The organism is Rothia sp. HMSC066H02 (assembly GCF_001814995.1).
In the GTDB taxonomy this organism is placed as follows: domain Bacteria; phylum Actinomycetota; class Actinomycetes; order Actinomycetales; family Micrococcaceae; genus Rothia; species Rothia mucilaginosa.
Genome location: NZ_KV818672.1, coordinates 12,119 through 24,467 on the forward strand (window position 1 = coordinate 12,119; position 12,349 = coordinate 24,467).

Below are 12,349 nucleotides of genomic sequence, written 5' to 3' on the forward strand. Positions count from 1 at the left end.
TCATAAAAAATTTGCTAAGGTAAACCTTATGAACAAGTCACCACAACCATTAACCTACACAAACATAGGCTAATAGGTCTAGACTTGATACGAACACCACAATCACAAAATCCAAGGAGACACCGAATGTCTACCCCCTCTCTCACCAAGCGCACTTGGGCGTTCTTGGCTTCAGCAACCATCGGCCTCAGCGGCGTCGCCGGCGTACCCGCAGCCTTCGCAGCTGAAACCAACTCCCACATCAGCGCCGGTGAGGTAGCCGCAGCCTCAGAGCAGAGCCTGCAGGACGTCACCGTCAACTGGGGCCTGAAGAAGTCCTTCCGCTCCTACATCAACGGCGCCTTCTCCCAGGGCTCCCAGGAACTGACCGGCGTCACCACCAACGAAGACGGCTCCTACCACTTCACCTCTGCCGAAGGCACCGTAGCCAACGGCGAATACTCGGTCACCTTCACCGGCTCCTCGATTCACTACACCGCTCACCACGGTCTGCTGGAAGTCATCATCTCCGACCTCTCCGTCACCATTAAGGACGGCGTGGGCACCGTGCGCGCCAACGTTCAGTCGCGCCCCTACAACGGCAACACCACCCCGAACGACCTGGTCGAAACCAAGAACATGACCATCGGTACTTTCAACGCCTCCGGTCTGAAGGTTGAGGGTAACACCATCACCCTGCCCAGCGTTGACGAGGAAAACGGCACCCGCGTCAAGCTTTCCGAAGAGGCAACCGGCGCCTTCGCGGGCTTCTACAAGGCAGGTCAGGAGCTGGATGCACTCGGCTTCTCCGCAACCATCGTGACCAAGGAAGCACCCGCGCCGAGCCCTGAGCCCAGCACTGAACCCAGCGCCGAGCCGACTGCTGCGCCGACCGCAGAGCCCAGCAGCGAGGCACCCAAGCCTGCAGAGCCCACTTCTGCAGCACCGAGCGCAGCTCCCACCTCCGCGGCCCCCTCCTCCCCCGCCGCAACCACCGAGCCCAAGCGTGAAGAAAAGGTCACCGGCAACGTCGTTGAGTCCGGCACTCTCAGCTGGGATATCCGCGAGTCCTTCCTGAAGTACCTGACCGGCTTCGCGCACGGCTCCGTGAACGTTGAGGGCATGGAGAAGACCGCAGCTGGCGGCTTCAAGTACACTCAGGCATCCGGCGTGTACAACCCCGAGACCAAGACCGGTCAGATCAACTTCGCGGGCACCGCAGAGTTCACCGGCCACAACGGTCAGCTCAAGAGCACCATCAAGAACATGCGCCTGGTCGTCGTCAACGGCAAGGGCACCCTGGTCGCTGATGTTGACGCGCTGACCCGCGACGGCAAGTCCGTTTCTAAGACCGGCCTGGCTATCGCCGAGGTGGACCTCTCCGGCGCGAGCGTGAAGGACAGCGTCTTCTCGGCGCAGAACGCGGCAGTCTCCCTCACCGATGAAGGCTCCGACGTGCTCTTCGCGGGCCAGTACCGCGGTGCTGACAACGCCATGGCACCGCTGAGCTTCTCTGTAAAGCTCAGCGAGCAGACCGCGGAGAACACCGTTGAGGTTCCCCGCATCTCTGAGAACAAGGGCTCCGATAACAAGGGTTCTGAGAACGGCTCCTCCGATAACAGCTCCTCGAACACCTCCGATAACAGCTCCTCGAACTCCTCCGATAACTCCGGCGCTAACGGCTCCGGTTCTAACGGTTCGGCAGGCACCTCCGGCAGCGTCTCTAACGGCGGTTCCTCCTCGAACGGTTCTGTCAGCAACAACCCGGCACAGCCGGTCTGCGTACCCGTCACCCGCACCCGCGAGGTGCAGGAGCAGGGCGCATCCGACGGCACCATTAAGAGCGCAAACCTTGGCTGGGGCGTGCGTGATTCCTTCCGCAACTACGTGCGCGGCGGCATCGCGAACGGTAGCTGGGAGCTGAACGGCACCTCCTACTCTTCGGATGCGTTCAACTGGTCTAACGGCACCGGCACCTTCAAGGGCGGTAAGGGTTCCATCTCCTTCAGCGGTTCGGTTCGTTTCACCGGTCACCACGGCATTCTGGACACCACCATTGCGAACCCGCGCCTTGAGATTAACGGCAATTCCGGCACTCTCTACGCAACCATGAACAGCAATGACCCCTCCGGCAAGGCAACTAACTACGGCGAGGTGGCACTGCTGAAGGTGGATCTTTCGGGTCTGCAGAGCTCCGCTGACGCTGTGAGCGTCAACGGTGCGGCAACCACCCTGACCGCTGAGGGCGCGAAGGCGTTCGCTGGCTTCTACGAGGCCGGTAAGGACATGGCTCCGCTGAGCTTCTCCGCGGCGATTAACGGCGCGAAGACCACCACCAAGACCGTGTCCGAGACCGTCTACGAGGGTGAGGGTTGCGACCCGGTCACCGGCAAGCCTCTGGCTTCCACCGGTGCCTCCGGTGTTGAGGGCACCCTGGTTGCAGGCTTCATCGCTGTTGCAGCCGGCGCGGGTACCGTCGTGTACACTCGCCGCCGCAAGAAGGCATAACGGCACCTCACGAGGATGCTCACGCTGCCGGCTCGCCCGTGAGACTCAACCATAAGGTTCACCGGTGAGCCGACACGGCCCGTGCGGGGGTGCAGATTTTCACTGCACCCCCGCTTCAGGTGCCAGGTTTTACACCGGCGCCAACCCAGTTTTTCTAACTCCCTTTTTCTGCGAGACGACGATGTTTTCTTCCCTTTCTTCTTCTGCCCTGAACCGCCGCGATGCAATGAAGTATGCGGCGTTCTCCATCACTTCCGCTTTTCTGCTGAGCTCTTGCGGTGTGGGTACTCAGAACCCGGCTACTTCTTCAAGTACTTCGCAGGCTGTGGTGGATGAGCAGAGCACCCGCACCGTTTTGGAGAACCTTGCCGATCAGCTGCGTTCTTCTATTGCCCCTGATCAGAAGGCTCTGCGCGGCCCCAATAGCGCCGCGGATACCCCCGAAATTCAGCCGATGGTCGATACCCCCACTCCGGCTTTCCCCGTGACGTTCAAGGATTTCAACGGTACCGAGGTGACCGTTAAGTCCGCTGACCGTGTGCTGGCGCTGGACCTGTACGGCACTCTGGCTCAGCAGATGATTGCGCTGGGTCTGGGTGGTCGTCTGGTCGGTCGTGTCACCTCCTCGACTGAGCAGTCGCTGGCTCATCTGCCGCTGGTGACCCAGAACGGTCACGACCTGAACGCTGAGGCGATTCTGGCGACCTCCCCGGACCTGGTGCTGTGGGATAAGAGCAACGGCCCGATTGAGATTGTGGATCAGCTGCGCGCTGCGGGTGTGACCGTTGTGGTCTTCGATCATGAGCGTCGCATGGATAAGATCATTCCGCAGCTTAAGGCTGTGGCGCAGGCGCTGGGTGTTCCGGAGGCGGGCGAGCAGGTTGCTGCCCGCGTGCAGAAGGACCTGGATTACGCTCTGCAGGTGCTCAAGGACGTCGCCCCGAAGGGTGAGCAGCAGGTGTCGTTCGCGTTCCTGTACGTGCGCGGTACCGCTGGCGTGTTCTTTGTGCTCGGTAAGGGTTCGGGCGCTGACGATTTGATTCAGGCTATTGGCGGCAAGGATGTGGCCTCTGAGCAGAACGCGACGAATATTATTCCGGCGACCAGCGAGGCGCTGGTGAAGCTGAACCCGGACGTCATTCTGACCATGAGCGGCGGCATTAAGTCCACCGGTGGTTTGGATGGTTTCTTGGCTCGCCCGGGTGTGGGTGAGACGACTGCCGGTAAGAATAAGCGCATTATCGATATGGGTGACGGCCAGATTCTGTCCTACGGTCCGAATACTCCGGCGGTGCTTTTGTCGCTGGCTAAGGCTACGTACTCGACTCCTACGGGAGCCCAGTAGTGGCTGCCGTGAAGAGTGCGGCGGGCGCGAGGGATTATCGCGCGTCGCGTCGGCGTCGTGCCGGTCTGACGTTTACGTTTTTGGCGGTAGCGCTGTGCGCTGTGATGGTGCTGTCTGCGGGTTTGGGTCAGTACAACATCCCGATTGATCAGGTGGTTGCTTCTGTGAGCCGCCATCTGGGTCTTGCGCCGGAGAACCCGGCGATGCAGCTGGCGGATAGCACTCTGTGGAATATCCGTTTCCCGCGTGTGCTGTTGGGGGTGCTGGTGGGTGCCGCTTTGGGTACTTCCGGCGCGGTCATGCAGTCGGTGTTTGGTAACCCGCTGGCTGAGCCGGGCGTGATTGGTGTTTCGTCTGGCGCGGCGGTTGGCGCGTGTTTGTCGATTGTGTTGAACCTGCAGTTCTTCGGCATTTTCACGACTCCTGCGTTTGCGTTTGTGGGTGCGCTGGCGGCTACTGCGCTGGTGTATTTCCTATCGCGTTCTTCGGGCCGTGCGAAGGTCCTGTCGATGATTTTGACGGGTATTGCGGTCACTGCGGTGGCGAATGCGATTATTGCGTTCCTCATGTTTATTGCTGATACGACGAGCCGCGATCAGATTGTGTTCTGGCAGATGGGTTCGCTGAACGGCGCCACGTGGAAGGCTGTTGCGAGCGTGTGGCCGGTCATTCTGATTGGCTTGGTGGCGTGTTTCGTGATGGCTTCTTCGCTGGATGTTCTGGCGTTGGGTGAGCGTGCGGCGCAGCATTCGGGTGTGAACGTGGAGCGTCTGCGTGCGGTGTCTATTGCGGCGACGGCTTTGTTGACGGGTGCTGCGGTGGCGTATGCGGGCATTATTGCGTTTATTGGTCTGATTATTCCTCACCTGTTGCGCATGATTTTGGGTCCGTCGAATCGTGTGCTGTTGCCGGCTTCGGCGTTGGGTGGCGCGCTGTTGATTGCGCTGTCTGATTTGGGCGCGCGTACGCTGGTGCCTTTTGCTGATTTGCCGATTGGTATTTTTACGGCTTTGGTGGGCGGCCCGACGTTCTTCGTGTTGTTGCGTCGTTCCCTGGGTCAGGGCGGAGGTGCTTCGTGAGTGAGTTGTTGAGCCTGTCCGGTGTGTGTTTTAACGCTGGTGGGCGTCAGATTTTGAATGATGTGTCTCTGTCGGTTGCTGCGGGCGAGGTTGTGTCGCTGATTGGTCCTAATGGTGCCGGTAAGTCGACTCTGTTGGGTGTGATTGCTGGTGATATTGCGCCCAGTAGCGGTGAGATTCTGTTGGATGGCACCCCGCTGGGTTCGATTCCTGCCCGTCAGATGGCGCGTCAGCGTGCAATGCTGTTGCAGAAGTTGAATGTGGCGTTTTCGTACACGGTGCATGAGGTGGTTCAGATGGGCCGTACCCCGTGGAAGGGCACGGAGCGCGCTGAAGAGGATGACGCCGTGGTTGCTTCGATGATGGAGCGTACGTCGGTGACTCATTTGTCGGATCGCGATATTACGACTCTGTCCGGTGGTGAGAGTGGCCGTGCGCATTTGGCGCGCGTGTTTGCTCAGCAGACTCCGCTGATTCTTTTGGATGAGCCGACTGCGGCGTTGGATATTACGCACCAGGAGCAGACGTTGCGGGTGAGCCGCGAGTTGGCTGCTGAGGGTGCTGCGGTGTTGACGGTGCTTCATGACTTGGATGTAGCGGCTGCGTATTCTGACCGTATGGTGTTGTTGCGTGGTGGTGAGGTGGTTGCTTCGGGCGCCCCTGAGCAGGTGTGTTCGGCAGAGTTGTTGTCTGAGGTGTATCAGCATCCGATTGAGGTGTTGAGGCATCCGGTGACGAATCGTTTGTTGATTCTGCCGGAGCGCTGAGGCTGCCTAAGCATTGAGTTTGCTAGCACGCTGATTTTGCGGGGCGTTAGCGAACCATCCCGCAAACACTTTCCACCTCAAAATATGCCAGTATTCGCATATATTAAATCTCCGTTCTGGAATGGCTGTAAATATCAGTTCATTACAGGGCGGAGATTATCTTTATCCCCTTCTGCACGGATACACTGAAAGGTAATGTCCGCAATACTGAACTCTATTCAGTTCAGCATTCCATCCATTCGAGAAAGAGACCCCCGCATGGATCCTCAGCAGAAAACGGCAACGCCTGCCGTTGCCGGCTACATTCCCGAATATTCTGAAACACCGCATAGCGGATCTTTCGATATTGCCCAGCACGGTTTGAGCAGCGATGATGTTGCCCGCCTGACTGCTGAAGGTAGGGTCAATACCCAGAACAATAAGTCTTCTCGCACGCTGTGGAGCATTATGCGTGCGCACCTGTTCACGGTCTTCAACTTTGTGTTGGGTGCCTGTGGTGCCGTGGTGATCATGTACCAGCGTTGGGCTGATCTGCTATTCCTGGGAGCCGTGATTGCTAACGTGGTGATTGGTTTTGTGCAGGAGTACAAGGCGAAGCTTGAGCTGGACCGCATCTCCCTGCTGGACCGCTCCCCCGCTACTGCCGTGCGTGACGGTAAGAGCGTTGAGGTTCCGATGGAGCAGCTGGTTGAGGGTGACGTTGTCATCCTCAAGCGCGGCGATCAGGTTCCGGCGGATGCTGTTGTGCTCACCTCCGATTCTTTGGAGCTGGACGAGTCCCTGCTGACCGGTGAGAACGACCCGATTGCTAAGCGCCCCGGCGATATGGTGCTGTCGGCGTCAAGTGTGCTGGGTGGTACCGGCCGCGTCCTGCTCTCTCACGTGGGTGCGAATTCTCGTGCAAGCAAGATTTCTGATGAGGCGCGCCAGTTCTCGCGTATTCAGTCCGAGCTGCGTGATGCGCTGAACCGTGTGGTCCGCTGGATTACGGTGGGTCTTGCGGTCATTATTCCTGTGGTGTCGTGGGGTCAGATTCAGGCGGCTGGTGGCCTGGAGACCGTGCAGCAGAACCACCTGTGGGAGCAGGTTTCTATTGCTGTGGTGTCCTCGGTTGCTTCGATGATTCCGCAGGGTCTGGCGCTGATGACTACTCTGGCGTTTGCGGCGGCGGCTGTGGCGCTGGGTCGTAAGCACAACATCCTGGTGCAGGAGCAGCCTGCGGTTGAGGTTCTGGCTCGTGTGGATGTGGTCTGCTTCGATAAGACCGGCACCCTGACTGAGGGTGGTGTGATTTTTGATTCGGTGCGCCCGCTGGACACCGTTGCTGAGGCTGAGGGCCCGGATGCTGACTCTGCCGAGCACACTTCTTGGCGTGCTTCTCTGCCTGCCGGCTGGAATGAGGCGCTGGCGTGGTTTGGTCACGATGAGAACGCGAACCCGACCGCTGCGGCTCTGACCGGTGGCTTCCCGGATGGTTCCTCGGCGTCGGTGAGCGGTATTGTGCCGTTCTCCTCGGCTCTGCGTTTTAGCGCGATTGAGTTTAAGGATTCGGGTGCGTGGCTTCTGGGTGCTCCGGAGGCGCTTCTCGCCAAGGGTAGCGCTGAGCGTGAGCGTGCCGCTGAGCTGGCGGCGCTGGGTCTGCGCACGATGGTTTTGGCGCATGCTTCTGCGGTGGTTCGCAATGAGAAGGATGAGCCGATCCAGAAGATCCCGTCGGATGCTGCCCCGGTTCTATTCGTAATTTTCCGTGAGAATGTGCGTGCGGATGCGCCTGAGATTGTGGAGTATTTCCACCGTCAGGGTGTGACTCTGAAGGTCTTCTCGGGTGATAACCCGTTCACTGTGGCTGCAGCTGCGAAGACTGCGGGCATGGATACTTCTGCGGGCGCGGTTGATGCGTCGACTCTGCCTGAGGACGGTCCGGAGCTTGCTGAGGCTGCGGCTACTCACAATATTTTCGGTCGTGTGTCGCCCGAGCAGAAGAAGAACATGGTGATTGCTCTGAAGGAGCGCGGCCATGTGGTGGCGATGACCGGTGACGGCATTAACGACGCTCTGGCACTTAAGCATGCAAGCTTGGGTATTGCGATGGGTAACGCGGCTCCTGCGACGAAGGCTGTTTCTCGTCTGGTTCTTCTGGACGGTAAGTTCTCGTCTCTGCCGGCTGCGCTGGAGCAGGGCCGTCAGGTCATTACGAACATTGAGATGGTGGCGAACCTGTTCTTGACGAAGACTGGTTTCGCGATTCTTCTGGGTGTTCTGTTCAGTATTTTCGGTTTGACTTTCCCGTTCTTGCCGCGTCAGTACTCGACTGCGGACTTCTTGATTGTGGGTGCGTCGTCCTTCGCGTTGACTCTGTTGCCGAATTCGCGCCGTTATGTGCCGGGCTTCTTGCGTCGCGTGCTGAATTACACGGTTCCGAACTCGATTATTGTGGTTGCGATGCTGTTGGCGGTGACGTTCACGGCTCGCGGCATGGGTGTTGAGGATATCCGTCAGGTTCAGACGGCTTCGTTCATCACCCTGGTGATGATGGGTCTGTGGAACTTGGCTGCGGTGGCTCGTCCGTTCAACCGTGCTCGTGTTCTGCTGTTTGGTGCGTTGCTGGCGGTGTTCTTCGCGGCGTTGTTCGTGCCGATTCTGGTGGAGTACCACCAGTTCGTTACTGTGCTTCCGCATCTGCTGTGGACGGCTCTGGGTGCCGGTGCTCTGGGTGCCGCGCTGATTGAGGTGAATGCGCATCGTAATCGCCGTTGGCAGAAGCGTAATTACCCTGAGCTGGAGGTTGCTCCGCTGAATTTCTTCCCGGCTAAGTAGTTAGTCGGAAGGTAGCTGCTTCGGTAGCGTGTGGGCCCCGTATCCTGTGGATGCGGGGCCCTTTCGTGTCTTCGCAAGCATCCCCTCCGTAGTGTTCCGGAATCAGCCGGAGTACTCCTACTAGCAGCACCGAGGGTGTGTCTCAGCTATCACTTGGGTGAAACATTTAACAGCTTCTGATAGCTTTTGCCTCTCACCTTGCTCTTAACCTGGGAAAACCCTTAGAGTTACAGGGAACTATTTGAGAAGGGAAACCTTCTTCAGGGTTGTTACTGGTTTGGCAGGCAAGACCTGAGTTACTCAACACCGTATGGGACGGCAGCATATATCTGCCGAGAATCCCCTCTATTTGCTGTACCGAAGCTCCATAGTGGGCACGAGTGTAGTGCTTCCGGTGGTCGAGAGACTCGGGTCTTTTGTGTTTTCTGGACGTGTTTTCCGGGGCTTTTTCGGCCACCGCAACGTCAGATAGGCACAGCCTCCGGCAACAACCGCATAGACATTGACCGCATATCTAAGGAAGTATCGTGAATAACCGCGAACTTGGCGAGAAGATTCTTGACGGCCTGGGTGGCCCCGAGAACATCGCGCACATTACTCACTGTGCAACCCGCCTTCGTGTCACTCCTGTGTCTAACGATGCAGTGCAGAACAAGAAGATTGAGAGCCTGCCCGGCGTTCTCTCTGTGATTGAGCAGTCCGGCCAGACTCAGGTTGTTCTGGGCGAGCGCGTTGAGGCTGTGTACAACGAAATCAACGCTCTGCCTTCTATGTCCGGCCACGCTGAGGGTGACACCAAGGTTGAGGCTGAGGGCAAGAAGTCCGGCTGGCTTACCAACGTCTTCGACGTTCTGTCTGACTCCTTCCGTCCTCTGCTGTGGGCACTTCTGGGTACCTCGATGATTCTGACCCTGATTGTGTTCCTGCAGCAGCTGGGCTTCTTCGGCCAGTACACTGACTTGACCGGTCAAAGCGTGAACATCGACATCATTAACGGTGCTCGTGTGGCTGACCCGGAGGCTGCTAAGGCTCTGAACACCCAGTGGATGCAGCAGTTCGCTTTCTGGTACATCCTGAAGGCTGCTTCGCTGTCGGTTCTGAACTTCATGCCCATCATGCTGGGTGCTACCGCTGCTAAGCGTCTGGGCGCGAACATGTGGGTTGGTGCGGCTATCCCCGCTGCACTGATGACCGGTACCTTCACCGATCTGACTGCTCTGGCTGACAAGACCACTAAGATTCTGAACGTTCCGTTCTTTGGTCTGGATCTGCCGCTGTACGCATTCAGCTACACCGGTCAGGTCTTCCCCCCGCTGCTGGCTGTTGCTCTGCTGGCTCCGTTTGAGCGCTTCCTGAAGAAGGTTATTCCTTCGATGCTGCAGATGGTGTTTGTACCGATGATTTCGGTCATCGTTCTGGTTCCGGTGACCGCGTTCCTGGTTGGCCCCATCGGTATCGGTGTTGCTATGGGTATCTCTGACTTCCTGAAGATGGTTAACGACCAGGCTCCGGCTCTGGTTGGTGCTCTGATTGCTGGCCTGTACCTGTTCATGGTTCCGCTGGGTCTGCACTGGCCGCTGAACGCTGTCATGATTAACAACCTGCAGACCATGGGTACTGACTTCATTCAGTCCCCGATGGGTGCATACAACTTCGCTGTGTTCGGTGTTGTGACAGGTGTGGCTATTAAGGCTAAGCACGACCGCGAGCTGCGCCAGACCGCTGTTGGTGCGTCGATGTCCGGTCTGCTCGGTGGTATTTCTGAGCCGTCCCTGTACGGTGTTGTGCTCCGTTACAAGCGCGTGATTCCGATTATTCTGGTTCCCGCTGTTATTGGTGGCGCTACCATTTCCTTCCTGGGCGTTAAGTCCTACGCGTTCGCGTTCACTTCGCTGCTGTCGATTCCGGCTATGCAGCCTTCCTACCTGTACGTGATTGGTCTGGCTATTGCGTTCTTCGGCGCTATGACCGGTGTTCTGCTGTTCGGTTACGAGTCGAAGGCTGACGCTGTAAGGCACGCTGCGGAGCGTAAGGCTGAGGCTGTTGCCGCTAAGGCTGCTCCGGCTGCTGCCGCTGCTGTTGCTGCTGCACCCGCTGCTTCCGCTGGTGAGGTCATCGAGCTGCACGCTCCCATTGAGGGTACTGCTGTTGCTCTGTCTGATGTTCCGGACCCGATTTTCGCTGCAGGCAAGCTGGGCGAGGGTGTGGCTATTGAGCCGACCGGTACCACTGTTGTTGCTCCCGCTGCCGGTAAGGTTGCTGCAACCTACCCCTCGGGCCACGCTGTGGGTCTGAAGCTGGAGAACGGCATTGAGCTGCTGATTCACGTTGGTCTGGATACTGTGAACCTGGACGGTAAGGGCTTCAGCGTGAAGGTTGCTAAGGGCGATGTTGTTGCTGCTGGCGACGCTCTGATTGAGTTCGATCCTGAGGTTATCAAGGAGGCGGGTTACCCGCTGATTACCCCGGTTATCGTAACCAACACCCGCAAGTTTGCTGAGGTAAAGGGTCTGCCGGGCGTTGCTCACCAGAACCTGAGCACTGTCCTGAAGGTGACCACCAAGTAGTTTGCTTTCTAGGCTCTAAGGGGCCCCACCGTTACGGTGGGGCCCCTTTCCTTATGCCTGTTCTCTTATGTACTGATTCTTTAGGCAGGTTTTGCTTGGGCGTATGCACTAGCCGGGGGGGGTATTTCTGCTAATGTAAGAATAAGCTCAACAAGGAAGTTCTCACGTGATAGGGAGTACGATGATGTCTTCTGATACTAGGACATGGGATACCGGAGTGTGGGAAGAGCAGCAAAAAGAGCTACGCGCTCTTTCTCCTGTTCGGCGGCTGATGCGCCGGCTCAATCTTGAGGCGCTCGTCTACGAGTCCGCGCCGTTTCCGGTTCTGTTGCGTAAGCTCTCCGCGCTGATTCCAGCGTGCCTTCTGTGGTGGGTTATCTACGAGCCGCACCGGCTTGCTTCCTCCACCAGTCTCCCCGAGGGTACTCACGCTATTACGCTGCTCCCCGGAGCCTGGGGTGACCCCGCTACGGGGGCTTATGGAGGTCTTCCTGAGTTGCCGGGGGTCCTCGTGCGCTGGGTGCTGTGCATCGCGGCGATGGTGGCTGTCGTTCATGTCTGCGGCGTCAAGGCGAAAGGTCAGAGCTTCACCATTCCTCACGATGCGCGTTCACGGTTGATTGCGCTGATGCAGGCTCTGGGCATTTTCGGTGCTTTTGCGCTGGTCGTCTGGATTGAGTACATGATGACTCCACTGACCCTCATGTTTGAAACCGTGTACGCGGGCCCGACCGCCGTCTATAGCAGCGACGGCATGATTCCCCTGCACCTGTTCCTGTCCTCATCGTTGAGCGCTATTTTCTTGGGCTATTTTTGTGTGAACATTCTTGCCTCGCTGAATATCCCCGGGTACCTGGGTATCCCCGCAATTATTTACGTGGGGGCGCTTCCTTGGGCTCAGGCGGAGCGGCACCAGTTCACGTTGGCGCTGGCGTGGGTCATTGCGGTGACGCTGGTGAGTTGGCTCGTGCGCGGCATGTGGGGCACTCTGCTCGCCTGCGTGGGCTATTCTCTCTGGATCGTGCTGGTGGCAACCAGCGGTGATCCTTTTGACCTGTCCGCCAATATGAGCCGTGTGCTCGTGATTTTGGGTTTCCCGCTGGCTTTCATCGTTGCTGGAGGCGGCATTTACCGCATCTTCTATCTGCGGCAGAACCCGAAGATGTTGAGGTACCTGCAGGAGCGCGCCCTGTACCTGGGCGAGTGGTAGCAACCGGTTAGGGCGGCACTCCTCTCGTTTTTGTAATTACATATCCGGCTAAAGGGCACAAAAAATCCCGGGCACTC

The 12,349-nt window shown here is 58.1% G+C and carries 7 protein-coding genes; all 7 read left to right on the forward strand.

What is annotated here, in order from left to right:
* Positions 1-126 precede the first annotated feature (126 nt).
* The 7 genes from HMPREF2999_RS02180 (at position 127) to HMPREF2999_RS02210 (ending at position 12,272) form a co-directional block, all read left to right on the forward strand.
* Positions 127-2,487 (forward strand): HtaA domain-containing protein, encoded by a 2,361-nt coding sequence (locus tag HMPREF2999_RS02180; RefSeq protein ID WP_070675472.1) that lies wholly within the window; start codon positions 127-129, stop codon positions 2,485-2,487.
* A 181-nt stretch (positions 2,488-2,668) separates the two neighbouring features.
* Positions 2,669-3,832 (forward strand): heme/hemin ABC transporter substrate-binding protein, encoded by a 1,164-nt coding sequence (locus HMPREF2999_RS02185; protein WP_070675470.1) that lies wholly within the window; start codon positions 2,669-2,671, stop codon positions 3,830-3,832.
* Positions 3,832-4,911 (forward strand): FecCD family ABC transporter permease, encoded by a 1,080-nt coding sequence (locus HMPREF2999_RS02190; protein WP_070675468.1) that lies wholly within the window; start codon positions 3,832-3,834, stop codon positions 4,909-4,911. The genes HMPREF2999_RS02185 and HMPREF2999_RS02190 overlap by 1 nt, the downstream gene beginning before the upstream one ends.
* The gene (locus HMPREF2999_RS02195; protein ID WP_005509249.1) at positions 4,908-5,678 is read left to right on the forward strand and encodes a heme ABC transporter ATP-binding protein; all 771 of its coding nucleotides are present in this window, start codon (positions 4,908-4,910) and stop codon (positions 5,676-5,678) included. Before HMPREF2999_RS02190 ends, HMPREF2999_RS02195 begins: the two co-directional genes overlap by 4 nt.
* Before the next feature lie 258 nt (positions 5,679-5,936).
* Positions 5,937-8,495, forward strand: a complete 2,559-nt coding sequence (locus HMPREF2999_RS02200) for an HAD-IC family P-type ATPase (protein WP_070675465.1) — start codon at positions 5,937-5,939, stop codon at positions 8,493-8,495.
* Positions 8,496-9,022: 527 nt separating this feature from the next.
* Positions 9,023-11,062 carry a glucose PTS transporter subunit IIA gene (locus HMPREF2999_RS02205; RefSeq protein ID WP_070675464.1) on the forward strand — a complete coding sequence of 680 codons (2,040 nt, stop codon included), beginning with the start codon at positions 9,023-9,025 and terminating at the stop codon, positions 11,060-11,062.
* Positions 11,063-11,246: 184 nt separating this feature from the next.
* Positions 11,247-12,272 (forward strand): dihydrodipicolinate synthase, encoded by a 1,026-nt coding sequence (locus tag HMPREF2999_RS02210; RefSeq protein WP_070675496.1) that lies wholly within the window; start codon positions 11,247-11,249, stop codon positions 12,270-12,272.
* Positions 12,273-12,349: the final 77 nt, after the last annotated feature.